Annotated in this window: 25 protein-coding genes and 1 pseudogene; 17 read left to right on the top strand and 9 right to left on the bottom strand. The window is 66.7% G+C overall.

All coding sequences use genetic code 11. The annotated features are described in order from the left end of the window. Positions 1 to 25: 25 nt before the first annotated feature. Positions 26 to 808, top strand: a complete 783-nt coding sequence (locus RBT54_RS02510) for a UPF0149 family protein (protein ID WP_320363771.1) — start codon at positions 26 to 28, stop codon at positions 806 to 808. Beyond that, entirely contained in the window at positions 801 to 1,130 is a 330-nt protein-coding gene (locus tag RBT54_RS02515) for a YkgJ family cysteine cluster protein (protein ID WP_320363773.1), read from the top strand. The genes RBT54_RS02510 and RBT54_RS02515 overlap by 8 nt, the downstream gene beginning before the upstream one ends. A 13-nt stretch (positions 1,131 to 1,143) precedes the next feature. Here the strand turns inward: RBT54_RS02515 and RBT54_RS02520 are convergent, their stop codons facing one another. Then, the gene (locus RBT54_RS02520) at positions 1,144 to 2,064 is read right to left on the bottom strand and encodes an ATP adenylyltransferase family protein (RefSeq protein WP_320363775.1); all 921 of its coding nucleotides are present in this window, start codon (positions 2,062 to 2,064) and stop codon (positions 1,144 to 1,146) included. Between the two features lie 107 nt (positions 2,065 to 2,171). Here RBT54_RS02520 and RBT54_RS02525 point away from each other — a divergent pair, with 107 nt between their 5' ends. Beyond that, positions 2,172 to 2,390, top strand: coding sequence for an RNA-binding S4 domain-containing protein (locus RBT54_RS02525; RefSeq protein WP_320363777.1), 219 nt, complete (start codon positions 2,172 to 2,174; stop codon positions 2,388 to 2,390). A gap of 18 nt (positions 2,391 to 2,408) precedes the next feature. Here the strand turns inward: RBT54_RS02525 and RBT54_RS02530 are convergent, their stop codons facing one another. The 4 genes and pseudogenes from RBT54_RS02530 to RBT54_RS02545 form a co-directional block, all read right to left on the bottom strand. Further along, positions 2,409 to 4,145: a potassium channel family protein gene (locus RBT54_RS02530; protein ID WP_320363780.1), complete on the bottom strand. Its 1,737-nt coding sequence runs from the start codon at positions 4,143 to 4,145 to the stop codon at positions 2,409 to 2,411. Between the two features lie 22 nt (positions 4,146 to 4,167). Next, a complete protein-coding gene (locus RBT54_RS02535; protein ID WP_320363782.1) occupies positions 4,168 to 4,551 on the bottom strand; it encodes a DUF6394 family protein in 384 nt (127 codons plus the stop codon). Positions 4,552 to 4,565: 14 nt separating this feature from the next. After that, on the bottom strand, positions 4,566 to 4,886 hold the full coding sequence (locus RBT54_RS02540; protein ID WP_320363948.1) for a YchJ family protein: 321 nt from the start codon (positions 4,884 to 4,886) through the stop codon (positions 4,566 to 4,568). After that, a pseudogene (locus RBT54_RS02545) lies at positions 4,887 to 5,135 on the bottom strand (SEC-C metal-binding domain-containing protein); the annotation flags it as partial. It lies immediately after the preceding gene. Between RBT54_RS02545 and RBT54_RS02550 the strand changes: the two are divergent. The 6 genes from RBT54_RS02550 (at position 5,124) to RBT54_RS02575 (ending at position 13,216) form a co-directional block, all read left to right on the top strand. Beyond that, on the top strand, positions 5,124 to 5,927 hold the full coding sequence (locus RBT54_RS02550) for a DUF502 domain-containing protein (RefSeq protein WP_320363784.1): 804 nt from the start codon (positions 5,124 to 5,126) through the stop codon (positions 5,925 to 5,927). The pseudogene RBT54_RS02545 and the gene RBT54_RS02550 overlap by 12 nt on opposite strands. Before the next feature lie 146 nt (positions 5,928 to 6,073). Beyond that, positions 6,074 to 8,671: a bifunctional aconitate hydratase 2/2-methylisocitrate dehydratase gene (gene acnB / locus RBT54_RS02555; RefSeq protein ID WP_320363786.1), complete on the top strand. Its 2,598-nt coding sequence runs from the start codon at positions 6,074 to 6,076 to the stop codon at positions 8,669 to 8,671. A gap of 157 nt (positions 8,672 to 8,828) precedes the next feature. Then, the gene (locus tag RBT54_RS02560) at positions 8,829 to 9,074 is read left to right on the top strand and encodes a type II toxin-antitoxin system CcdA family antitoxin (protein ID WP_320363788.1); all 246 of its coding nucleotides are present in this window, start codon (positions 8,829 to 8,831) and stop codon (positions 9,072 to 9,074) included. After that, positions 9,074 to 9,373 carry a CcdB family protein gene (locus RBT54_RS02565; RefSeq protein WP_320363790.1) on the top strand — a complete coding sequence of 100 codons (300 nt, stop codon included), beginning with the start codon at positions 9,074 to 9,076 and terminating at the stop codon, positions 9,371 to 9,373. Before RBT54_RS02560 ends, RBT54_RS02565 begins: the two co-directional genes overlap by 1 nt. A gap of 45 nt (positions 9,374 to 9,418) precedes the next feature. After that, positions 9,419 to 12,556 carry a DUF3427 domain-containing protein gene (locus tag RBT54_RS02570; RefSeq protein WP_320363792.1) on the top strand — a complete coding sequence of 1,046 codons (3,138 nt, stop codon included), beginning with the start codon at positions 9,419 to 9,421 and terminating at the stop codon, positions 12,554 to 12,556. Positions 12,557 to 12,631: 75 nt separating this feature from the next. Then, positions 12,632 to 13,216: a DUF5610 domain-containing protein gene (locus RBT54_RS02575; RefSeq protein WP_320363794.1), complete on the top strand. Its 585-nt coding sequence runs from the start codon at positions 12,632 to 12,634 to the stop codon at positions 13,214 to 13,216. Positions 13,217 to 13,251: 35 nt separating this feature from the next. Here RBT54_RS02575 and RBT54_RS02580 read toward each other — a convergent pair whose 3' ends face one another. After that, a complete protein-coding gene (locus RBT54_RS02580) occupies positions 13,252 to 14,430 on the bottom strand; it encodes an LLM class flavin-dependent oxidoreductase (protein ID WP_320363796.1) in 1,179 nt (392 codons plus the stop codon). A 47-nt stretch (positions 14,431 to 14,477) separates the two neighbouring features. On the opposite strand from RBT54_RS02580, the gene RBT54_RS02585 reads away from it, so the two are divergent. From RBT54_RS02585 to RBT54_RS02605, 5 genes are all read left to right on the top strand, one after another. Continuing rightward, positions 14,478 to 15,383 carry a hypothetical protein gene (locus tag RBT54_RS02585; RefSeq protein WP_320363798.1) on the top strand — a complete coding sequence of 302 codons (906 nt, stop codon included), beginning with the start codon at positions 14,478 to 14,480 and terminating at the stop codon, positions 15,381 to 15,383. Positions 15,384 to 15,493: 110 nt separating this feature from the next. Continuing rightward, positions 15,494 to 16,285 carry an ABC transporter substrate-binding protein gene (locus RBT54_RS02590; RefSeq protein ID WP_320363800.1) on the top strand — a complete coding sequence of 264 codons (792 nt, stop codon included), beginning with the start codon at positions 15,494 to 15,496 and terminating at the stop codon, positions 16,283 to 16,285. 128 nt (positions 16,286 to 16,413) lie between these two features. Further along, positions 16,414 to 17,100, top strand: coding sequence for an ABC transporter permease (locus tag RBT54_RS02595; RefSeq protein WP_320363950.1), 687 nt, complete (start codon positions 16,414 to 16,416; stop codon positions 17,098 to 17,100). Next, a complete protein-coding gene (locus RBT54_RS02600; protein WP_320363801.1) occupies positions 17,097 to 17,822 on the top strand; it encodes an ABC transporter permease in 726 nt (241 codons plus the stop codon). Before RBT54_RS02595 ends, RBT54_RS02600 begins: the two co-directional genes overlap by 4 nt. 23 nt (positions 17,823 to 17,845) lie before the next feature. Continuing rightward, positions 17,846 to 18,610, top strand: coding sequence for an ABC transporter ATP-binding protein (locus RBT54_RS02605; RefSeq protein WP_320363803.1), 765 nt, complete (start codon positions 17,846 to 17,848; stop codon positions 18,608 to 18,610). On the opposite strand, the gene RBT54_RS02610 is transcribed toward RBT54_RS02605, so the two are convergent. From RBT54_RS02610 to RBT54_RS02620, 3 genes are all read right to left on the bottom strand, one after another. Beyond that, a complete protein-coding gene (locus tag RBT54_RS02610; RefSeq protein ID WP_320363952.1) occupies positions 18,603 to 19,733 on the bottom strand; it encodes an MFS transporter in 1,131 nt (376 codons plus the stop codon). The genes RBT54_RS02605 and RBT54_RS02610 overlap by 8 nt on opposite strands. Positions 19,734 to 19,864: 131 nt before the next feature. After that, positions 19,865 to 20,854 carry an HpcH/HpaI aldolase/citrate lyase family protein gene (locus RBT54_RS02615; protein ID WP_320363805.1) on the bottom strand — a complete coding sequence of 330 codons (990 nt, stop codon included), beginning with the start codon at positions 20,852 to 20,854 and terminating at the stop codon, positions 19,865 to 19,867. Between the two features lie 175 nt (positions 20,855 to 21,029). After that, positions 21,030 to 22,019, bottom strand: a complete 990-nt coding sequence (locus RBT54_RS02620; protein ID WP_320363808.1) for a malate dehydrogenase — start codon at positions 22,017 to 22,019, stop codon at positions 21,030 to 21,032. Between the two features lie 257 nt (positions 22,020 to 22,276). Here RBT54_RS02620 and RBT54_RS02625 point away from each other — a divergent pair, with 257 nt between their 5' ends. The 3 genes from RBT54_RS02625 (at position 22,277) to sdhD (ending at position 23,838) form a co-directional block, all read left to right on the top strand. Then, entirely contained in the window at positions 22,277 to 23,005 is a 729-nt protein-coding gene (locus tag RBT54_RS02625) for a GntR family transcriptional regulator (protein ID WP_320363810.1), read from the top strand. Positions 23,006 to 23,104: 99 nt separating this feature from the next. Next, positions 23,105 to 23,494, top strand: a complete 390-nt coding sequence (sdhC, locus tag RBT54_RS02630) for a succinate dehydrogenase, cytochrome b556 subunit (RefSeq protein ID WP_320363953.1) — start codon at positions 23,105 to 23,107, stop codon at positions 23,492 to 23,494. Then, a complete protein-coding gene (gene sdhD / locus RBT54_RS02635) occupies positions 23,488 to 23,838 on the top strand; it encodes a succinate dehydrogenase, hydrophobic membrane anchor protein (protein WP_320363812.1) in 351 nt (116 codons plus the stop codon). Before sdhC ends, sdhD begins: the two co-directional genes overlap by 7 nt.

Here is a 23,838-nt window from a genome sequence, read left to right on the forward strand (position 1 = left end):
TTGGCGCCGATAAAAGGAGATTGCCATGAACAACGCCCCCGACTCCACTCCTGATGATGTCCCTGGCGCTGCCGCCGAGATCGAACTGCCCGCCACGACGCTGATGAGCGACGAGGACTTCGAGGCACTCGAGGAGATCCTGACTTCGGACGTCGTCCCCGAGGACTGCATGGATCTCGAGATGCTCGACGGCTATCTCGCCGGCGTGCTCATTTCACCGCGCCCGATTGCCGCCGAGCGCTGGATGCCGGGCGTGTGGTCGGCGCACGGTGACGAGGTCGGCTTTGGTTCGGGTACCGGACTGCAGCGCGCCATCCGCCTGGTCAAGGCGTATCACAACGAGCTGCTGGCCACGCTGGGGCTCGACGACGACGACGAGGCGTGCTGGGAGCCGTTCTGCTTCGCGATTGCCGATGGCGACGGGCTCAAGCTCGGCGAAGCCTGGATCGACGGTTTTGCGCAGGGCCTGGACCTGTGGCCCGAAGGCTGGGAAGAGGGCCTCGACGACGAGGCTGTCGAAGCGGTGCGCGAGACGCTGGATGAGGTGCTCACGCCCTGGGGCGAGGATGACGCCGCCAAGGCCGACGACGAAACCCGCCTCGGCTGGCTGGCGGCGGTTGGCGAGGCGGCCAACGACATCTTCTCGCACTGGCGCGACCTCGGGCTGCCTGCCGCGGCGGCGCTGTCCACCGCGCCGCCGCGCAAGCCGGGCGCACCCACCCCCGGGCGCAACGACCCGTGCCCCTGCGGCAGCGGCAAGAAGTACAAGAAGTGCTGCGGTGCCGAGGCCGGCGACACGGATGCGTGAGGATCACTGCACGCGCTGCGGCGCTTGCTGTGCAGCGTTCCGGGTGGATTTTCACCATTCCGAACTCGCCAGTCGCACGCCGGGGGGCGTGCCCGACGCGCTGACCGTACCGGTGACGGCGACCCTCGTGCGCATGCGCGGAACCGACGAGGCGTCGCCGCGGTGCGTGGCGCTCGAAGGCGAGATCGGGGTGTCGGTGCGCTGCGGCCTGTACGCCAGCCGCCCCTCGCCCTGTCGCGACTTCGCGCCGTATGCCGCGCTTGGTATCGGTGACGATGCCTGCAACCGGGCTCGCAGCCGCCACGGTTTGCCTGCGCTGTAAGGGGGATCGTGCGTCAGCCCGGCGCGCGTCCCACCGCGGCCAGTACCGCGAGCGGGCCACAGGCGCGCAGGCGCTCGATCTGCTCGCGGTCGCGCACGAAGAGCGATCCGGCGTAGCCCAGCGAATTGACCGATACGTCCTGCCACTTCTCGTGCACGCGCGGGACCAGCAGCAAGGCCTCGCGGGTCACCAGCAGGTTGTAGGGTGGCATCGGATCAGCTGCGCAGGGCAATCCGAGCGCGGCGCAGGCAATGCGGAACGCGGCGGCCAGCGTTGCGCCGTCGAGCTCGGTGTCGGAGCGCTCGCCGCTGGCCAGGCGGACAAAGGCGTGCGCCCACGGCAGGGCAGGATTGGCAAAGGCTCTTGCGCCGGCCGCCGGTGCTTGTGCCGGAAGATCTGCCGGAATGAAGGCATCGAGCGTGGCCGCGCTTTCCGGCACCCACTGCAGGTGCTTGTGGGCCTGACTCGCACCGGCCGTCCGGCCGCCGTTGTAGAAGCCGAGTCCGCCATGCGCCGCAATCACCGCCGCCAGGGCGTCGAAGTCGGTGCGCGAGAGCGGGGTGTGCTGATCCTCGAACTGGCGCGTCACGATCAGCAGGTGGCGATCGATGACCGGAAACTTGTTCAACACCACCAGATGCGCGTCACCCAGCTCCGCCACCGTCAGATCGGCCTCCGGTGGGAGGAAGGGGTTGAAGTCGGGCTTGCGGTGGATGACGGTATCGACGCGGGCGCGATCCTTGAGCGCGAGCGACGACACCCAGCGCACCGAGAAGCGGAAGGTGCCATCGGCCAGCCAGCATTGCTCGGTGCGGATCGGCTGCAGCGCGCCGCGGTGCAGGGCGCGGCGGATGACGTCGTCGGCGCGGTCGAGAAGGCTTTCGATTGCCGGATCGTCGAACGGGGAGCGGTGGCGGGTGGGCGTGCTGGTCATGCTGGAGAGGGCGGGCGAGAATGCCGCCATTCTGACACGGGGCGTGGGCCCAGCGAGATGCGTCGGGAAAGAGAAACCGCCGCCAAAGACACACAACGGGGAACGATATGGCAGTCCAGTTTGCAGTGCGGGGTGATTACATCCAGCTCGATCAGTTGCTCAAGGCAGCGGGTCTGGTGGACTCGGGCGGTGCGGCACATGCCGCTGTCGAGCAGGGGCAGGTACGGGTGGATGGTGCCGTCGAAAGCCGCAAGCGGGCAAAGCTGCGGCCCGGGCAGCGGGTCCGCTTCGCCGGGGAAGAGATCGAGCTGGTTGCGGCCGAGTAGCCGAAGGGCCGTTCCGCTTCAGGGAATCCGTGCGCGCACCGGCGCCTGCTTGCGGCGCGCCATCCGCTCCCAGATCCAGCCCCCGGGCAGGTCTTCGCCGGTGAGGATGTAGGCCAGCGTGTGTTCGTTGGCGATGATGAGCCCGATGTCGTTGAGCGCCGCGCGCGTGCCGGCCAGCAGCAGCTCGTCACCGGCGCGGATCCGGCTGTCGCCGGCGGGCATCAGCAGGTGGTCGTCGTCGTCGCGGTCGAGGAAAAGCACCTCGCACTCGAGCATGCGGTCGCGGTTGGACGGTGAGCGCAGCAAGGTGTCGAGCGTGATCGTTTCGCCGTGCATCAGGCGCCGGTATAGGGCAGGCGCGCGACTGACGTTGATGCGTTCGCTGCGGATCTCGGGCACCGTCCACCCGAGGCGGCCGGTCAGGCGTTCGAGTTGGGTGCCGCACCAGGCCTCGTCGCGGGCGCGCACCTCGTCGAGGAAGGGCACCAGCAAGGGTGTGCTCAATATCGCAATGCACTCGTGTGCGATCACCCGGCTCGGCACCACGGTGATGTCGGCGTCGTAGGCATCGAACAGGGCACGGTTAGATTCGTGGTTCTGGCGCACGATCACGAACAGTTCCTTGTTGAGCTCGCGTGCGGTCACGGCGATCGACAGGTTGTCGGTGTCCGAGCTGGTGCCGCACACGATGCCGGTCGCGTTCTCCACCCCTGCCTGATGCAGCGCGTTGGCGCCGGTGCCGTCGCCCTGAATCCAGCGATGGATGCCGTCGGGCTTGGGCTCGAGGTCGATGATGGTCACGGGCAAAGCCTCGGAGTCCATCGCACTCACCATGAGTCGCCCGAAGCGGCCGTGGCCGCACACGATCCAGTTTCCGCGCGGCGGGTCGCGGCGCTGCTCGACCTCGGTGCCGGGCACTCCGGTCAGCCAGCCCATCAGTTGCGAGGCCTTGGGCGCGTGCAGCGAGAGCGCAAGCGTCTCACTGAAGCGCTCGAAGGGGTTGATGATGTGGCGCGTGCCGAACGAGGCCATGTTGTCGGCGGTGGCGTCGTGCTCGGCTCGGCACAGCGCGGGCACCCGCGGTGCGAGCAGGCGGGCGCTGATCGCGATCGCGAGGTTGGTGGGGTCGTCGTTGGTCAGCGCGATCACGCCGATGCAGCTTGAATGCGTCAGGCCGGCGAACTTGAGCGTTTCCGGGTTACCGGCGTCGGCGCACAGCGCCGGCACATCGGCCGCGTAGGCGTGCAGGTCGAGCTCGCCGACCTTGCTCTCGTCCACTTCCACCACCACGGCACGCAGGCCCATCCGGTCCAGCGCCTGACAGATCAGGCGGCCGGTCTCGCCGTAGCCGCACACCAGATAGAACGGTTCGCTCAGGCGCCGCACGGCGCGCACGAAGCCCTGCATCGCGATCGCCTGGCGCAGGCTGCGGTCCGACAGCAGGCTGAAGATCGAGCCGAGCGTGTAGGCCCAGCCGATCACCGAGAGATAGATGCTGAAGATCACCCACAGCCGCTGCTGGTCCGAGAAGGTGTAGGGGATCTCCCCGAACCCGATCGTGGTGGCGGTGTAGCTGATGAAGTAGAAGGCGTGGAAGAAACTCAGGTAGCTCGTCCGGCCGTCCACCTCGGGCCCGGGCGCCAGCGTGAGTCCGAGGACCGAGATGGCAAACAGCGTGATCAGCAGGATCAGCGGCGCACGCAGGCGCCGCAGGATCAGGAAGAAGACGCTGTGATGGCGGGCGAGATCCTGCACGGCCGCGTTCCCGGCTCGCCTGTCAGCGGCGCTGGATGATGGTTTCGGCGATCAGGATGATGACCGAGACCATGTTGGCGAACAGCGCGCCGCCCGACAGCGAAACCACCTTGGCCGTCATGTCGGGGCTGAGGCCCGTCTCAGAGACATGCGCCGCATACCCCCAGACCAGCGCGGCGGCGATCAGTTGAAGATCTGCTGCGAGGCTGGTCGAAAGATGCACCGCGCCGATCTGCGTGCGGTCGCCGAACTTGAGCACGGTGGCGATCAGGCTGACCACGAGTGCAGCGAAGAGCTCGTAGATGTCATGGTGTGCAGGGTTGTCGATGTCGCCGACGAAAAAGCCGAAGTTCAGGGTGGCGGCGAGCACGATGAAGAAACCGAAGATGACTTTCTCGAGGTTCATGGTGGGGCTCCGGTTCAGTAAAGGGTGCCATCGACATAGAGCCAGCGTCCGTCCTCGCGCACGAAGCGGCTGAGTTCATGCAGGCGCTGCGCGCGCCCGCCGATGCGGTAGCGTGCGACGAACTCCACTTCGGCATGCTCCGCGTCGAGCTGCCGCTGCATCCTGATCTGCAGCCCAATCCATTTTGGCGGCTGGGCCTCGTCGTGATCGAGGGAGGCGGGGCGGGTGGTGTGATGCCAGGTGGCGAGCAGGTAATCGTCCAGGCCGAGGACGAAGGCCGCGTAGCGCGACCGCATCAGCGCTTCGGCCGAGGGTGCTGCGGCGCCTGCGTGCAGTGGCCCACAGCAACGTGCGTAGGGGCGGCTCGAGTCGCAGGGGCAGGGCTGGTCGGGCTTCATCGGGCATGGGCGTGAAAGGCCCTGCAATTCTGCACCATGGCGCCCCACGGCAGTGATAAAAACCCGTCGATGAGGGCAAAAACGCGTGCGCGTCGGCGTGCAGCGCGGCAGATGGCGCAGTGCTTGCGGTATGCTCCTGCCACTTCGCACATGGCCCGAGAGCAGACGCTCGCGATGGACAAACATACCCAAGAACGCATCCGCACCACCCGGCGCTACCTGCTCATTGGCCTGCTGACGGCTGCACCGCTCTGGGTCACCTGGCTGGTCTTCGATTTCATCTTCACGCAGTTGTCCAGGCTCGGCACGCCCTGGGTGATCGCGATCTCGCGCGGCCTGCAGCGCAACTACCCGGCGGTGGCGGACTTCATCCTGCTGCCGCAGTTTCAGTCGGTGCTGGGCGTGATCTTCACCGTGGTGGTGCTCTACGTGCTGGGCTGGCTGGCTTCGCTGGTGATCGGCCAGCGCATCATCGGCTGGCTCGAGCGCGTGGTGCAGAGCATTCCGCTGGTGGCGGCGATCTATGGCGGTACCAAGCGCTTCCTCGCCGCAGTGAAGGAAAAGCCGGAGGGTGTGCAGCGCGTGGTGCTGATCAGCTTCCCATCGCGGGACATGAAGGCAGTCGGCTTCGTCACCCGCGTCATCCGCGACGAGACCACCGGCGAAGAGCTCGCAGCGGTCTACGTGCCGACCTCGCCCAACCCGACCTCGGGCTACATCGAGATCGTGCCGGTGTCCCAGGTGGTGTCGACCGACTGGACCATGGACGAGGCGATGAGCTTCGTCATGACCGGCGGGGCGACCTCGCCCACCCGGATCCGTTACCACAACCCTCCGGCCGGCGGGCAGGGGGAGAGCGGGCAGGGCGCTTCGCCCCAGGTCGAGCCGGCATCGGCCGGCACGATCACGCCGGCGCCCGATTCCGGGCGGCTTGCGGGGCAGGTGGGTGATCTGGGCCTGCGCCCGCGAGAGGAGTAGAATTTTGCGGGTTTGTCACCCGGAAGGGATGTCTTGGTGTTGCACTGCACCGCAAGTCTTATAAAAGACATATAATCCAACCTGTCCCGCGCGGGCGTCGCCCGTCCGGAGCCTGATCACCGCCACGAACAAGTGAGGAATTCGCCGTGCTTGAAGCCTACCGTGCCCATGTCGCCGAACGTGCCGCCCTCGGAATCCCGCCGCTGCCGCTGAGCAAGCAGCAGGTCACCGAGCTGGTCGAGCTGCTGAAGAACCCCCCCGCGGGCGAGGAGGCCTTCCTCGTCGAGCTCCTCACCTATCGTGTTCCGGCTGGCGTGGACGACGCCGCCAAGGTCAAGGCCGAGTTCCTGGCCAAGGTCTCCAAGGGTGACGAAGCCTGTGCGCTGGTGTCGCGCGCCAAGGCCACCGAGCTGCTCGGCACCATGCTGGGCGGCTTCAACATCAAGCCGATGATCGACCTGCTCGCCGACGCCGAAGTCGGCGCGGTCGCCGCCGAGGGTCTCAAGAAGACCCTGCTGATGTTCGACTACTTCCACGACGTAAAGGAACTGGCCGAAAAGGGCAACGCCAACGCCAAGGGCGTCATGCAGTCGTGGGCCGACGCCGAGTGGTTCACCAGCCGCCCGGAAGTCCCCGCCTCGCAAAAGCTCACCGTGCTCAAGGTCACCGGCGAAACCAACACCGACGACCTGTCGCCCGCCCCGGACGCCTGGTCGCGCCCCGACATCCCGCTGCACGCGCTGGCCATGCTCAAGAACCCGCGTCCGGGCATCGAGCCGGAAGAAGCCGGCGTGCGCGGCCCGGTCAAGTTCCTCGAAGACCTGCGTGCCAAGGGCAACCTGGTCGCCTACGTCGGTGACGTGGTCGGTACCGGCTCCTCGCGCAAGTCCGCCACCAACTCGGTGCTGTGGTTCACCGGCGAAGACATCCCCTTCGTCCCGAACAAGCGCTTCGGCGGCGTGTGCCTGGGCTCCAAGATCGCCCCGATCTTCTTCAACACCATGGAAGACGCCGGCGCGCTGCCGATCGAGATCGACTGCGGCCAGTTCGACATGGGCGACGAGATCGAGCTCAAGGTCGACGCCCAGACCGGCAAGGTCACCGCGCTCAAGAACGGCGCCGTGGTTGCCGAGTCGCAACTCAAGACCCTGGTGATCCTCGACGAAGTGCGCGCCGGTGGCCGCATCCCGCTGATCATCGGTCGGGGCCTCACCACCAAGGCGCGCGAAGCCCTCGGTCTGCCGGCCTCCACGCTGTTCCGCCTGCCGCAGGCCCCCGCCGATTCCGGCAAGGGCTACTCGCTGGCGCAGAAGATGGTCGGCCGTGCCTGCGGCATGCCGGAAGGCCAGGGCGTCCGTCCGGGCACCTACTGCGAACCGCGCATGACCACCGTCGGCTCGCAGGACACCACCGGCCCGATGACCCGCGACGAACTCAAGGACCTCGCCTGCCTCGGCTTCTCCGCCGACCTGGTGATGCAGTCCTTCTGCCACACCGCGGCCTACCCGAAGCTGGTCGACGTCAAGATGCACCGCGAGCTGCCGAGCTTCATCAGCACCCGCGGCGGCGTCTCGCTGCGTCCGGGCGACGGCGTGATCCACTCCTGGCTCAACCGCCTGCTGCTGCCCGACACCGTCGGCACCGGCGGCGACAGCCACACCCGCTTCCCGATCGGCATCTCCTTCCCCGCCGGCTCCGGCCTGGTCGCCTTTGCCGCAGCCACCGGCGTCATGCCGCTCGACATGCCGGAATCGGTGCTCGTGCGCTTCAAGGGCACGATGCAGCCGGGCGTCACCCTGCGTGACCTGGTCAACGCCATCCCGCTGTACGCGATCAAGGCCGGTCTGCTGACCGTCGAGAAGAAGGGCAAGAAGAACATCTTCTCCGGCCGCATCCTCGAAATCGAAGGGCTGCCGGACCTGAAGGTCGAACAGGCTTTCGAGCTCACCGACGCCTCGGCCGAGCGCTCGGCCGCCGGCTGCACGGTCCACCTCAACAAGGAGCCGATCGTCGAGTACATGAACTCGAACATCACCCTGATGAAGTGGATGATCGCCAACGGCTACGAGGATGCGCGCACCCTCAAGCGCCGCATCAAGGCGATGGAAGAGTGGATCGCCAAGGGCGAGCTGCTCGAGGGCGACGCCGATGCCGAGTACGCCGCGGTTATCGAGATCGACCTCGCCGACATCAAGGAGCCGGTCGTCGCCTGCCCGAACGACCCGGACGACGTCAAGCTGCTGTCCGAAGTCGCCGGCGACAAGATCGACGAAGTCTTCATCGGCTCGTGCATGACCAACATCGGCCACTTCCGCGCCGCCGGCAAGGTGCTCGAGGGCAAGTCCGACATCCCGACCCGCCTGTGGATCGCCCCGCCCACCAAGATGGACGCGATGATCCTCAACGAGGAAGGCTACTACGGCGTGCTCGGCAAGTCGGGCGCCCGCATGGAGATGCCGGGCTGCTCGCTGTGCATGGGCAACCAGGCGCAGATCCGCAAGGGCAGCACCGCGATGTCGACCTCGACGCGCAACTTCCCCAACCGCCTCGGCATCGACACCCGCGTCTACCTGGGCTCGGCCGAGCTGGCCGCGGTGTGCGCGCTGATGGGCAAGATCCCGACCGTGCAGGAGTACATGGCGCAGGTGGAGGTGGTGAACAAGAAGGCCGCCGACATCTACCGCTACATGAACTTCGACCAGATCGAGGAATTCCGCGCGGTTGCGGATACGGTGGAAGTTTGAGTCGGTAAGTAGCTGGAAGGCTGGGACGGCCGGGAGGCCGTCCTGGTGGAGAGACCCCTCGTCAGAGATGGCGGGGGGTTTTGCTTTATGTGGGCGTGAATGCGCACGAAATTCCGCATCTATAATGTGGGCACTTCTTTCACGAGGCGACTCCATCATGATGCACACGACTGTTCCCGGCGCTGCCCGCAAAGCGACGAACGTGACGCTCGATGAAGCCTTGCTTGTAGAGGCGAAGGCCCTGCGCATCAATATCTCACAGGCGGCCGAGGCCGGTTTGGCGCTTGCCGTGGCGGAGCGTCGTGCAGCGCAATGGCTCGAAGAGAATCGTCGCGCGCTAGACAGCTCGAACGCATACGTTGAGCAGCACGGCTTGCCGCTCGCGCAGTTTCGGAACTTCTGATGGCACGCTTCGACGTCTACCGAAACAGCGCGGGCGAGGGCTTTCTGCTCGATGTTCAAGCTGACCTGCTGAGCCACCTGAACACCCGGGTCGTCGTGCCGCTGCTGCCGAGCGGTGGTGAGCTCCAGCCAGCCAGAGGGCTCAATCCCGTCTTTGAGATCGAAGACGGCCGTTTCGTGATGGCTACCCAGTTCATGGCGGCGGTACCGGCCAGCCTGCTCAAGGTGCCGGTGGCGCGACTTGGCGCTTTCAGGGCCGAAATTACGACAGCGCTGGATATGCTGTTTCAGGGGTTCTGAAGTCTCAGGGACCATTCGCCACGGCGGAGGACCAGCGGGAATCGTATGACACTGCCTGATGGTCTCTACGACCAACTCCTCACCGAGGCCCTTCGCGACGCCGTCACCCGGACGACGGACGAGCACGCCCACAGCCTCAAACCCCTCACCGTCGAAGACGCCCCCGAGCGCCTCGCCGATGCGCTCGCCTCCCAACTCTCCCGCATCCTCGATGACCTGCACGGCGAGGGCGCCGAGAAGCTCCGCCAGCAGCTCGACCTCGTCAATTTCCTGCTCGTCAGCCTGAAGCAGCGTCTCGGCAAGCGCGCGGGCGAGGCCGAGACGCTGTCCGCGCCGCCCCACATTCTCCAGGCCATCCACCAGCGGTCGCCCAAACCTGCAATCCCGGAAACCGGTCTGGCTTTCCCCTGGCTGTTCACTGCGGGCAAGGGTTCGCCGTCGCTACTGACCGAGCTGCGCCGCGAGCTGGCGGCCTGCGATCAGGTTGACATCCTGGTGAGCTTCATCACCCATTCCGGCGTGCGCAAGCTGCTTGATATCCTGCACTGGATCACTGCGGTCGGGCCGGATGGCATGCCGCGCACGCGGCTGCGGGTGCTGACCACCACCTACACCGGCGCCACCGAGATCCGTGCGCTGGACGAGCTCGCCCGGTTACCGGGTTGCGAGATCCGCGTGTCGCTGGATGGTCGTCGTACCCGGCTGCATGCCAAGGCCTGGCTGTTCCGCCGCCGCACCGGCTTTGGCTCCGCCTACGTGGGCAGTGCCAACCTGTCGGGCGCCGCCTTGATGGGCGGGCTGGAATGGACGGTGAAGTTCACCGAGCGCGGCCAGACCGATCTGTTCGAGCGTGCCAGCGCGCACTTCGAGACGCTCTGGGAAGACAGCGAGTTCCAGTCCTATGACCCCGCCAACCCCGCGCATCGCAAGGCGCTGGGCGAGGCGCTCAGGCGCGAGTCGGGGGACGACTTGATCGCGCGCCCGACCTATTTCGATCTCGAGCCCAAGACCTACCAGCAGGAGATGCTCGACCAACTGCAGATCGAGCGCGATCACGGCCGCTGGCGCAACCTGGTGGTGGCCGCGACCGGCACCGGCAAGACGGTGGTGGCGGCCTTCGACTACAAGCGCCTCTGCCAGCAGGAAGGTGGGCGGCCGCGGCTGCTGTTCGTGGCGCACCGTGAGGAGATCCTGAAGCAGGCGCTGCGCGCCTATCGCGAGGTGCTGCGCGACCACGCCTTCGGCGAGGTGCTGGTCGGCGGCGTGCAGCCCGAGGGCTTCGACCATCTGTTCGCCACCATCGACAGCGTGTCCGCGCGCGCGCTGGTGTCCCGCTGCGGTGCCGATTACTGGCACACCGTGGTGGTCGACGAGTGCCATCGCCTGGCGGCGGATCGCTTCGATGCCTTTGTCAGCGCTGTGCGCCCGCGCGTGCTGCTCGGCCTGACGGCGACGCCGGAGCGCAGCGATGGCAAGCCGATCCTGGGTTATTTCGACAACCGGCCGGATGGCTCGCCGGCGGTGGAGCTGCGGCTCTGGCATGCGCTCGACCAGCAGTTGCTGAGTCCGTTCGAGTATTACGCCTGCGACGACGACACGGATTTCTCCGCCGTGCCTTGGCAGCAGGCGGGGGAGGTCGCCGCAATCGAGAAGCTGGTCACCGGGAACGATGTCCGCGCGCGGCTGGTGCTCGACGAGTGGCGGCGCCTGACGGGCGACCCGGCGCGCGGGCGGGCGCTGGTGTTCTGCGTCTCGGTGGCGCACGCGCAGGACATGACGGCGCGGCTGAACCGGGCCGGCATCAAGGCGCTGTGCGTGGTGGGCGATACGCCCACGGACGAGCGCCGCCGTGCGCCCGAGCTACTGGCGCGCGGCGAGGTCGCCGCGCTGGTGACCTGCGACCTGTACAACGAGGGCGTCGACCTGCCGCTCGTCGATACGCTGCTCCTGCTTCGTCCGACGCAGAGCCCGGTGCTGTTCCAGCAGCAGATCGGCCGCGGCCTGCGTCTGGCCAAGGGCAAGGAGAGCTGCCTGATCCTGGATTTCGTCGGCCGACACCGCGAGGAATTCCGCTTCGACCGCCTGCTGTCGACCATCACCGGGCTGTCGCGCACGCAGTTGATCGATGCGGTGGACAAGGGCTTCGGCATGCTGCCGCCCGGTTGCCACATTCATCTGCAGCGCCAGACGCGCGAGCAGGTGCTGCGCAGCCTGCGCAAGCTGGTGCAGCAGAACTGGCGGCGGCTGAAGACGGAGCTGCAGGCCTACGCCGCGCTGCGCGGACGCACCGACATCCGGCTTGCCAGCTTCCTCACCGAGCAGGCGATCGAGCTCGACGACCTCTATCGCAGCAGCGGGCGCTCGGGCTGGACCAACCTCAAGCGCGACGCGGGCTTGCTGAGCACGCCGCCGGGTAGCGAGGACGATTACTTCGGGCGGCGGTTTGGGGATCTGCTGCACTTCGACGATCCGGCGCGGACCGATCTGCTGTGCTCGCTGCGCGAGCCGGACGCGGCCTACCGGGTGCGGGACGAGCGGGACCGGCGCCTACTGCAGATGCTCGCCTATCAGATCGATGCGCAGCAGCATCAGAAGGGTAGCGGCGAGGATTTCCTGCAGCGGCTGCAGCATAACCCTGAGCAAGTGGCGGAGCTTGCCGAGCTGGGCGGTGTCTTGCAGGCGCGCAGCAGCTTGCGGGCGCAGGCTGTGCCGGGACTGGAGGATGTGCCGCTCTGCCTGCACGCGGCTTATGGCATCCGCGAGATTCTCACGGCGCTGGGCTGGCTGAGCCCGAGCCGGCGCACGCCTTTCCAGGCCGGCGTTCTCGCGCTGCACGAGCGCAAGGTCGAGTTGCTGTTCGTGACGCTGGACAAGCGTGAGGGCTATCACGAGCGCATCGCGTATCGAGACTACGCGATCAGTCCCGAGCTGTTTCACTGGCAGTCGCAGAACTCGGCGGGGCCGGAGACGCCTGCGGGCCGTCGCTATCTGGAGAGCCCGGGCAATGGCTGGGGCTTCCAGCTTTTCGTTCGTACCGCCAAGGGGGAGCCATACCGTGCGTGTGGCCCCGTGATTCTGGATAGTGCGAAGGAAGGTGGTAAGCCAATGAGCATTCACTGGCGATTGATCGTGCCCTTGCCGAGTCGCTTGTTCAGGGAATTCAGCATCTTGCGGGGCGAGTAGGTGCCGTGCCGGCCGGGCGACTTGGCCCGCAGAGGCCTACAATGAAATTCAGAGAACCCGCTACCGGAGCCGCCCATGAACACAATCCTTCCCGCCACTTCCGCCCTTGCAAGCGGCGCTTTCCAGCCCGCCGACGCCGCCCGCCAGAACAGCGCCGCGGGTTCGCGCGTGCAGCGTCAGGAGCAGGTGTCCGAGGCCGCGCTGCGCAAGGATCTGAACGTCGGCATCCTGCAGGCCTCGATGGCGGTGTCGATCCGCGCGGGCGATCAGTCGCAGGCCTTGCTGTTCCGCTCCGCGATCGAGGGCATCAACGAGGCGCTCGCGCCGATGCTGGGCCCGGATGCCATCCAGAACGCGATGGGCCAGGACAACTCGGCCGAGGCCACCGCTGGGCGCATCGTGTCGATGTCGACCGCGTTCTTCGATGCCTATGCCGCGCGCCGTCCCGAGGATGACCCCGAGACCGTGCTGCGCGACTTCATGGACGTCATCCGCGGTGGTTTCGAGAAGGGTTTCGGCGAGGCGCGCGACATCCTGAGCGGGCTCGGCGTCTTCAACGGCGCGCTCGAGGCCGACGTGACGAAGACGCGCGAGCTGGTGCTGCAGGGGTACGACCGCTTCATGCTGGAACGGCTGCCGAGCTCTGATCAGCAGGCGTGAAGGCAGGGAGCTCGTTGGCGTTGATGACGAGCCGCTTAAGAAGGATTCTGGCTCTCGCGCCAAGCCTTGGCGTCAGCCGATGCATTGTCATCGGTGATGTCGATACGGGCTAGTTCGTCCTGAATATGCCTTCCTGCTTCGATGAGTGCGGCCTGGTCCTCGCTTGTGCCGAGCTCTGCAGCCGTGGTCCCCGTGAGCCCCCAGGCCTGGGCAATCAGCTCAAACGACTTCAACCGCGCCGCGTGATCGAAGATCTGCGCGGTGAGCACGAGTTCGTCCGCGCCGGTGCGTTCGATCAGCGCCTGCAGCCCTTCGCGCACCGTGCTCGGCGAACCGACCGCGGAGCACGCCAGCGATTCGTCGGCAAACGCCAGCTCGGCGGCTGACCAGTCGGCCTCGACGAAGGCGTCGGGCGCCTGCAACTGGCCGCGCACGCCGCGCGCCATGCCCGCGAAGCGCAGGCGCAGCGAGCGCAACAGGCGGTGGGCTTCGGCGTCGGTGTCGGCCGCGATGGCGTTGGCGGCGACGGCGACATAGGGCTTGTCGAGCTGCGCGGAGGGCTGGAAGCGGCTGCGGTAGAGGTCGATGGCCTTGAACAGGAAGCGCGGCGCAAAGTGCGAGGCGAACGCGAAGGGCAGGCCGAGGTGGGCGGCGAGCTCTGCGCTGTACAGGCTGGAGCCGAGCAGCCAGATCGGCACGTCGAGCCCGGCGCCGGGTACGGCGCGCACGGCCTGGTTGGGCTGGACGGGCTGGAAGTAGGACTGCAGCTCGAGCACGTCCTGCGGGAAGTTGTCGTCGCTGCCGGCCAGGTGGCGGCGCAGGGCGCGGGCGGTGTTCTGGTCGGTGCCCGGCGCGCGGCCGAGGCCGAGGTCGATTCGGCCGGGGAACAGGGACTCGAGGGTGCCGAACTGCTCGGCGATCACCAGCGGCGCGTGGTTGGGCAGCATGATGCCGCCGGCGCCGACGCGGATGCGTTCGGTGGCGCCGGCCACGTGAGCGATCACGACCGCGGTGGCGGCGCTGGCGATGCCGGTCATGTTGTGGTGTTCGGCGAGCCAGAAGCGGGTGTAACCGCTGCGGTCGGCCAGTTGCGCCAGTTCGCGCGTGTTGCGCAAGGCGTCGGCGGGCGTGCTGCCGGCGGTGACCGGGGCGAGGTCGAGTACGGACAGCGGGATGGAGTTGGGGGAAGGGCTGGGGGACAGGGAATTGGACATGGGAGTCTTGCTAGAATCGCGGGCTTTCATTACGCCACAGGCCCGCGATGAATGCCAAGCCGATCGACGTGGTGATCCTGACCGAGGATCGCTATGTGCATCCCGACCTGGATGACTGGTACCAGGCCCAGATTGCCCGCGAGGAGGCGCTGGTGGGCGATGCCTTGCAGGCGCTGGGGCTGACGGTGGTGCGGCGCTCGTGGGCCGATCCGGAGATGGATTGGTCCGAGTGCGGCTGCGTCCTGTTTCGCTCGACTTGGGATTACTTCGAGCGCTTTGCCGAGTTCTCGCCGTGGCTGGATGCGGTGTCGGCGCAGACACGCCTGTTCAACGACGCAGGCCTGATCCGCTGGAATGTCGACAAGCATTACCTGGCCGAGCTCGCGCAGCGCGGCGTGGCGGTCGTGCCGACGCGCTTCCTCGCGCGCGGGGCGCAGCTGTCGCTGGCGTCGATCATGGCGGAGGAGGGCTGGGACGAGATCGTCTTCAAGCCGGTGGTGTCGGGCGCGGCGCGGCTGACCTACCGGGTGGGCACGGAGGCGCTCGCCGGGCACGAGGCCGTGTTCGCGCGTTGCCTGGCGCAGGAGGCCATGATGGTGCAGCGCTTCGAGCCGGCGATCGTCGCTGAGGGCGAGCTGTCGCTGATCGTGATCGACGGGCGCAGCACGCACGCCATTCGCAAGACGGCGCGAGTGGGGGATTTTCGGGTGCAGGACGATCACGGCGGCACGGTGCATGCGCATGCACCCAGCGCAGAGGAGCGCGCATTTGCCGAGGCGGCAGTGGCCGCGTGTCCGTCCCAGCCGGTGTATGCGCGGGTGGATTTCGTGCGCGACGCCGCCGGTGGTTTCCGGCTGATGGAGCTCGAGCTCGTCGAGCCCGAACTCTTCTTCCGCTTTCATCCACCGGCCGCCGAGGAGCTGGCGCGCGCGCTTGCCGAAAAGCTGTATTGAATCAACGGCGTTTTTGCGCTGCAGCAATCGCTGATTGCGGTCAAATGCGCAATCGGCGCAGCGGCGCAGCGGTTAGAATGGCGAAATTCTTACAATTCGAAGGGTTCAACATGATCCGACGCACGCTGATGTTTGCCGCAATGGCCCTGGCCATGCAGGGCGCGATGGCCAAGGACTGGGACAGCATCCGTTTCGCCACGGAGGGCGCCTACCCTCCGTTCAACACGGTCGACACCAGCGGTGCAGTGCAGGGGTTCGACGTGGACATTGCCAACGCCTTGTGTGAAGAGATGAAGGCGAAGTGCACCTGGGTGAAGCAGGAATGGGACGGCATGATCCCGGCGCTGCTGAGCCGCAAGTTCGACGCCATCTCGGCATCGATGTCGATCACCGAGGAACGCAAGAAGCGGGTGGATTTCACCGACAAGTACTACGCGACCCCGCTCGCCCTGGTGGCGAAAAAGGGCAGTGTGCTCGTCCCCGAACTGGACGCGCTCAAGGGCAAGCGCATCGGCGTGCAGCGCGGCACGGTGGCGGATGGCTTCGCGACCCGCTTCTGGGCGGACCAGGGTGTGAACGTGGTGCGTTATGCGCGCCAGGAAGAGGCCTACCTCGACCTGTCGGCCGGTCGCATCGACGCGGCGTGGGCGGATGCGCTGGTGGCCGACGGCGGCTTCCTCAAGCAGCCCGCGGGCGCCGACTATGAGTTCTCCGGCGGCCTCTACCATGGCCGCAGCGCGGACGAGAAAGGGGTGATCGGCGAGGGTGTCGGCATCGCGATTCGCAAGCAGGACGCCGAACTCAAGCAGAAGCTCGACAAGGCGCTGGCGGCGATCCGCGCCAACGGTAAGTACGACGAGATTCGCAAGAAGTACTTCGACTACGACATCTACGGTGAATGAATGCGGCGGGTGGCCGGGTAATGGTTCCCGCCCGACCCGTCACCTGACTACCCGGCGGCCGCAAGGCCGCCTTCATGTTTCTGACCGCTGCGCTCTCGGCTGCCTGGCCTGAGCGCGCGGCGATCCCGATGCTCTACGGCTATCTACCTTCCCTTCTCGATGGCGCCTGGGTGACGCTGCGGATCGCAGTGTTCTCGCTGCTGCTCGCGCTCGTGCTCGGCCTGCTCGGCGCGTCGTCGCGCCTGTCGCCGAACCGCCTGCTGCGCCTGCCGGCGACCGCCTACACGACCATCGTGCGCGGCATCCCCGACCTGGTGATGATGCTGCTGATCTTCTACGGCGGGCAGGTGGGCATCAACGTGCTGACGGACGCGCTCGGCCTCGAGTATGTCGACGTCAATCCCTTCGTCGCCGGCGTGGTGACGCTGGGCTTCATCTTCGGCGCGTATTTCACCGAGACCTTCCGCGGCGCCTTCATGGCGGTGCCGGCCGGGCAGCTCGAGGCCGGGCGGGCGTACGGCATGAGCCGCTGGCAGGTCTTCAGCCGCATCCTGTTCCCGCAGATGCTGCGTCACGCGCTGCCGGGCCTGGGCAACAACTGGCAGGTCATGCAGAAGAGCACCGCGCTGGTGTCGATCATCGGCCTGTCGGACATCACCTGGCTGGCCGACCAGGCCGGGCGCACGACGCACGAGCCCTTCCTGTTCTATGCGGTGGTGTGCGTGTTCTACCTCGCGCTGACCGCGGTGTCCGGGCTGGTCTTCAACTGGCTGGAGCGGCGCTATTCGGTCGGTGTGCGGAGGGCCTCGGCATGATCGAGTGGAGCCTGTTCACCGAGAGCTGGCCGTCGTATGCGGCGGGGCTGTGGCTGACGCTGCAGCTCACCGCGCTGTCGCTGATCGTCGGCCTGGTGCTGGCGATTCCGCTCGCCGTGCTGCGCGTGTCGCCCAGTCGCTGGGTGTCCGGCCCGGTGTGGGCGTACAGCTATTTCTTCCGCGGCACGCCGATGCTGGTGCAGGTGCTGCTGATGTACTACGGCCTTGGCCAGTTCGAGTGGATCCAGGCGCAATGGGCCGACGGCAACGCGTTCTGGCTGATCTTCCGCGACCCATACGGCTGTGCGCTGGTGACCTTCGCGCTCAACACCGGGGCCTACACCACCGAGATCATCGCCGGTGCCTTGCGCGCGATGCCGCACGGCGAGGTGGAGGCGGCGCGTGCGTGCGGCATGAGCCGGTTCACGATGCTGCGCCGCATCCTGCTGCCGGGCGCGCTGCGGCGCGCGTTGCCGGCGTACAGCAACGAGATCATATTCATGCTGCACGGCACGGCGATCGCTTCCACCGTCACCCTGATGGATCTGACCGGCGCCGCGCGCAACGCCTACTCGCAGTTCTTCGCGCCGTTCGAGGCCTTCGTCTTCGCCGGCCTGATCTACCTCTGCATCACCTTCGCCCTCGTCGCCCTGTTCCGCGTCGCCGAGCGGCGCTGGCTCGCCCACCTGCAGCCGCGCAAGCCGCTGCGCAAGGGTGCGTGAGCCTGCTCCAAGGACATCTTTCAATGACCCAGCTTACCGTCGAAGACCTGCACAAGCGCTACGGCGACCACGAAGTGCTCAAGGGCGTGTCGCTGTCGGCCGAGGCGGGCGACGTCATCACCATCATCGGCTCGTCCGGATCGGGCAAGAGCACCTTCCTGCGCTGCATCAACTTCCTCGAGCAGCCCGACGCCGGGCGCATCACGGTCGCGGGCGAGGAGATCCGCCTGGTGAAGGGCAAGGATGGTCACCTGCAGGTGGCCGATGCGAAGCAGTTGCAGCGCCTGCGCACCCGGCTGGCGATGGTGTTCCAGCACTTCAACCTGTGGGCGCACATGACGGTGCTGGAGAACGTGATCGAGGCGCCGGTGCATGTGCTGGGCGTGCCGAAGAAGGAGGCGCGCGAGCGCGCGATGGCTTACCTCGACAAGGTCGGCATCAGCCGTTTCAAGGACAGCTATCCGGCGCACCTGTCGGGCGGGCAGCAGCAGCGGGTGGCGATTGCGCGCGCGCTGGCGATGGAGCCGGCGGTATTGCTGTTCGACGAGCCGACCTCGGCGCTGGACCCGGAGCTGGTGGGCGAGGTGCTGAAGGTGATGCGCGGCCTGGCCGAGGAGGGGCGCACCATGGTGGTGGTGACCCACGAGATGGGTTTTGCGCGCGAGGTGTCGAGCCAGGTGATGTTCCTGCACCAGGGGCTGGCGGAAGAGAGCGGCCCACCGACGCAGGTGTTTGGCCAGCCGAAGAGCGAACGCCTGCGCCAGTTCCTGTCCGGCAACCTCAAGTAGGCAGGCGGCGCAGCCACAGCGCGACGGCGCCGGTCGCCAGCACGCAGGCGCCGAGCAGCAGCGCCAGCCCGGGCCAGTGCCCGGCCGCCCAGGCTGTACCGGCAACGCTGCCGATGACGCTGGCGCCGAGGTAGTAGCTCGACAGGTAGAGCGCCGAGGCCAGCGCCCGGCGCTCGCCGGCACGCCGTCCCACCCAGCCGCTGGCGAGCGCGTGGGCGGCAAAGAAGCCGAAGGTGAACACGCCCACGCCGGCGATGATCAGCCACAGCGGCTGCCCCAATGTCAGCGCCAGGCCGGCGCCCATCACCGCGACCATCCGCCACATCACCTTCTGCCGGCCGTGACGCTCGGCCAGGCGGCCGCTGAGCGCCGAGGCCCAGGTGCCGACGAGGTAGAGCAGGAAGATCGCGCCGATCGCGGTTTGCCCGAGCAGGTAGGGCGATTCCAGCAGGCGAAAGCCGAGGAAGTTGTACAGTCCGACGAAGGCGCCCATGGCGAGGAAGGCGACCAGGAACAGCCAGGGCAGGCCGGGGTCGCGGTAGATGGCGACCGTGTCGCGCACGATGCGCGCCGGGGTGGCCGCGCGCGGCTGGAAGTGGCGCGAATCGGGCAGGCGGCGCCAGAACACCACGGCCGCCACGAGGCCGAACCCGCCGATCACCGCCAGCGCGGTGCGCCATGAACCGAGATCGGTGAGCAGCGCGGCGACGAAGCGTCCGCTCATGCCGCCGAGCGCATTGCCGGCGATGTAGAGGCCCATCGCCCGCGCCTGGGCATTGGCGGCCACCTCCTCGCCGATATAGGCCATCGCCGCCGCTGGCAGCCCGGCGATCACCGCGCCGAGCAGGGCGCGCAGTACCAGCAGCGTCAAGAAGTCGGGCGCGAAGGCGGTCGCAAGCGCCAGCACGGCCGCGATCGCGAGCGCGATCTTCATCACCTGCTGGCGCCCGAGCCGATCCGCCAGCACGCTGCCCGGGATCAGCATCAGCGCCAGCCCCGCGGTGGTGGCCGAGACGGTGAGGCTGGCGCTGGCCGCGCTGACGCCGAACTCGTCGGCGAGCAGCGGCAGCAGCGGCTGGGTGCTGTAGACGAGCGCAAAGGTGGCGAAGCCGCCCACGAACATCGCCAGGTTGGCGCGGCGGTACTCGGGGGTGCCGGCTTCGAGGTGCGCCGGCAACGCATCGCCGGTGCTTGGGGAAGGGGGCAGGGACATGGTGAGCGGCGCGGCGACCGATGCGTTGCAGGTTCTCGGCGTCAGAGCGCGAAGAAACGCTGTCGGGCCTCGCCGGGAAGCTCCACGCCGGTGTTGCGCGCGCGCTGCAGCAGCTCCCAGTAATAGCGGTAGGACGCGCGATCGTGCAGCCGTCCCCTGTGCTGGATCGGGCCCCAGGCGTTGTCCTGTGCCGCGGTCAGGATCTCGGCGGCTTCCTCGACCTCGGTGAAGTCCGGCTGCATGGCTGCGATGATCGGCATGATCTGGTTGGGGTGGATGCTCCACATGCGCAGGTAGCCGAACTCGCGGCGGGCGCGTTCGGCATCGTGGCGGATCACCGCGACGTCCTGCAGTTCGGTGGTGACGTTGTGCGAGGGCACGACGCCATTGGCGAGCGCGGCAGCGGTGATGTCGGCCTTGGCGCGCACGATGAGCGGGTGCTCGAACTGGCCCGGGCTCTTCATCGCGCTACCGGGGATGGCGCCGTGGTGGCCGGAGACGAAATCCATCAGGCCGAAGTCGAGCGCCTCGACGCCGTCTAGCGCGGCGATCTCCCATGCGTCGCGCAGGGCACCGTGGGTCTCGATCAGCACGTGCACCGGCAGCGCACGCTCCAGGTTGCAGGCTGCCTCGACCCGGCGCAGCTCGGTGATCTGTTCGGCGGCATCGGCGGCGGAGCGCACCTTGGGGAGGGTGATGAAGGCCAGTCGATTGCCGGCACCGCCAACGAGGATCTCGAGGTCGCGCTGCCAGTGCGCATGGGTGATGTCGTGGATGCGCGCACCGACGCGGCCGAAGTGGTTCTCGGCGCCATTGACGAGCTCGACCACCATGCGCGCGTGCTCGGCCTCGGCCCCCGCGCGTGCGCCATCCTCGCAGTCGCAGGTGATGTCGAACACAGGGCCGAGCTCCTGCTGCAGCTTGAGCGCCTTGAGCATCAGCTTCTCGGCGCCGGCATAGTGGTCGACAGCGGGGAGGGCGGGGAAGGGCTTCTCGCCTGAGAACAGGACTTCGGCGGGATGCAGGTGCATGTCGGACTCCTCGATGGCGGCGGTGAATGCCTCGTTCTGCCGCGCCAGAACTGGGGGTGCGTCGAGAGACGAAAAAGGGCGGGGCGGAGAACGGGGGGCAGAAAAGAAAAAAGCCACGGGATTCTAACCCCGTGGCCCTCGGCGAAGGCGGCTTGACGCCGCGCTTGCGCTGGTATTACTTCAGCATGTCGGCAACGGCCGCGCGCTCGTCTTCGAGTTCCTTGAGCGTGATGTTGATCTTGCCCTGGGAGTACTCGTCGATCTCCAGACCCTGGATGATCTTGAACTGGCCGTCCTTGCACTCGCACGGGAAGCCGAACACGACGCCTTCGGGGATGCCGTAGGAACCGTCGGACGGAACGCCCATGGTGACCCAGTCGCTCGAACCGAGCACCCAGTCACGCACGTGGTCGATGGCGGCGTTGGCAGCCGAGGCAGCCGACGACAGGCCACGGGCCTCGATGATCGCAGCGCCGCGCTTGCCGACGGTGGGCAGGAAGACGTCGTTGTTCCAGGCGTGGTCGTTCACCAGGGCCTTGACGCCGTCGCCGTTCGACTCGCAGAAGCGGTAGTCGGCGTACATCGTGGGCGAGTGGTTGCCCCACACGACCATCTTCTTCAGCGACGACACTTCACGGCCGGTCTTGGCGGCGAGTTGCGACAGGGCACGGTTGTGGTCCAGGCGCAGCATGCCGTGGTAGTTGGCCGGGTTGGTGCGGCCGACCTTGATCGCGGCGGAGCGGGCGATGTAGGCATTGGTGTTGCAGGGGTTGCCGACGACCAGCACGCGCACGTCTTCCTTGGCGTTCTCGGCGATGGCCTTGCCCTGCACCGTGAAGATGGCGCCGTTGGCGGTCAGCAGGTCGGCACGCTCCATGCCGGGGCCGCGCGGACGGGCACCGACCAGCAGGCAGACGTCGGCGTCCTTGAAGGCAACGTTGGGGTCGTCGGTGGCGACCATGCCGGCGAGCAGCGGGAAGGCGCAGTCTTCCAGTTCCATCATCACGCCCTTGACCGCTTTCTGGGCCTGGGGCAGATCGAGCAGTTGCAGGATGACGGGCTGGTCCTTGCCCAGCATTTCACCACTGGCGATCCGGAACAGCAGGCTGTAGCCGATCTGGCCGGCGGCGCCGGTGACAGCAACGCGCATGGGGGCTTTGCTCATGTAGATACTCCCTCGAGTGAGACGGTCGTTAATGTGCTGGAATCCTGCCCTGCACTTGCGATGAAGGACTCGACGCGGATCTGGTCCGGATGCACGTCGTGTCGCCCCGCAGCGCTTGGGAGCCCTTTTTCGAGGCCACCGATAAGGCGCACGGATACTAATGGGTTGGATCGACTCTGTCAAATATGGTCTTATGTCTTATATAAGATATAAGAAGAGTGATAGACGTTCGCGTATTTTTATGATCAAATGCGCGCATGTCGCATGAATCGCCTACCTTCAGCCCGCTATATCGCCAGATCAAGGCCTTGATCCTTCAGGCACTTGAGACGGGTGAGTGGCGCCCCGGGCAGGCCATTCCCAGTGAGCAGGAGCTCGCCGGCCGCTTCAGCGTGTCGCAAGGTACGGTGCGCAAGGCCATCGACGAGATGGCTGCCGAGAACCTGCTGGTGCGCAAGCAGGGCAAGGGCACCTATGTCGCGTCGCACAACGACCCGCGCGCGCTCTTCCGCTTCCTTCGTCTGGTTCCGGTCGATAGCGATCTGTCGGCGCCGCAGAGCATACCCCTCGACTGCTGGCGGGCAAAGGCCGGGCAGGAGGCCTCGCGGATGCTCGCGATCGAGCCTGGCGCGCCAATCATCATCGTGCGTCGTCTCCTCAAATTCGCAAACAAACCCGTCGTCATCGACGAGATCTATCTTCCTGGTGAGCTTTTCCAGGGTCTGAGCGCGGAAACTCTTCAAGGCTGGCACGGGTCTCTCTACAGCCTTTTCGAGAGCCGGTTCGGGGTGCGCATGATACGCGCGCAAGAGCGCATCCGCGCGGTGGCCGCCGATCGTGGCGCCAGCGAGGCGCTCAAAGTTACGGAGGGTACGCCACTGCTGTCGGTCGAGCGCGTCACTTACACCTATGGCGACAAGCCGGTCGAGTGGCGGCGCGGGCTGTATTCGACCGCGGAACATTTTTATCTGAACGAGTTGAATTGACGGGTGTGGTTGTAAGTTGTCGGCAAGCTCCGACGCTATAATTATGTCTTTTTCGGAGTCCGCGACGGGAGTCCGTCGCACATGCAGAGGGGAGTCTTCATGTCAGAAGCGACAGTGCGCAAACAAAGGCCGAAGCACCTGGCCTTGAATCAGATCCGGCTCCCGTTGCCGGGTATTGTTTCGATTCTTCATCGGGTGAGTGGTGCAGGCCTGTTCCTGCTGCTTCCCTTTCTGCTTTATCTGCTCGACCGCAGTCTCGGTTCTGCCGAAACCTTCGAGACCTTCAGTGCTGTGGTTGGTCACCCGCTGGTCAAGCTGCTCCTGATGGGCCTGCTCTGGGCCTACCTGCATCACTTCTGCGCTGGCATCCGCTTCCTGCTGCTCGACATGCACAAGGGCCTGGAGCTCGAGGCTGCGCGCATGTCTTCCAAAATCGTCCTCGGCGTGAGCATCGCGCTGACCTTGATCATCGGGGTGGCACTATGGTGAAACAGCGTATCGTCGTCGGCGCCCACTATGGCCTCAAGGACTGGATCGCGCAGCGTGCGACCGCGGTCTATATGGCGATCTTCACGATCATCTTCGCCTTCAGCGCGTTCAGTCTGTCCGAGTTGAGCTACGAGGCGTGGTCGGGTCTGTTCTCCGGCGGCCTGTTCCGCTTCCTCAGCTTCCTGTTCTTCCTGTCGCTGTTCTATCACGCCTGGATCGGCATCCGCGACATCTGGATGGACTACGTCAAACCGACGGGTGTGCGCCTGGCGCTGCACCTCGTCACCCTCTTCCTGCTCGTCGGCTATGCCGGCTGGGCGGCCCAGATCCTGTGGAGGCTTTAA

Origin of the sequence: Thauera sp., from assembly GCF_034003485.1 — a bacterium.
In the GTDB taxonomy this organism is placed as follows: Bacteria; Pseudomonadota; Gammaproteobacteria; order Burkholderiales; family Rhodocyclaceae; genus Thauera.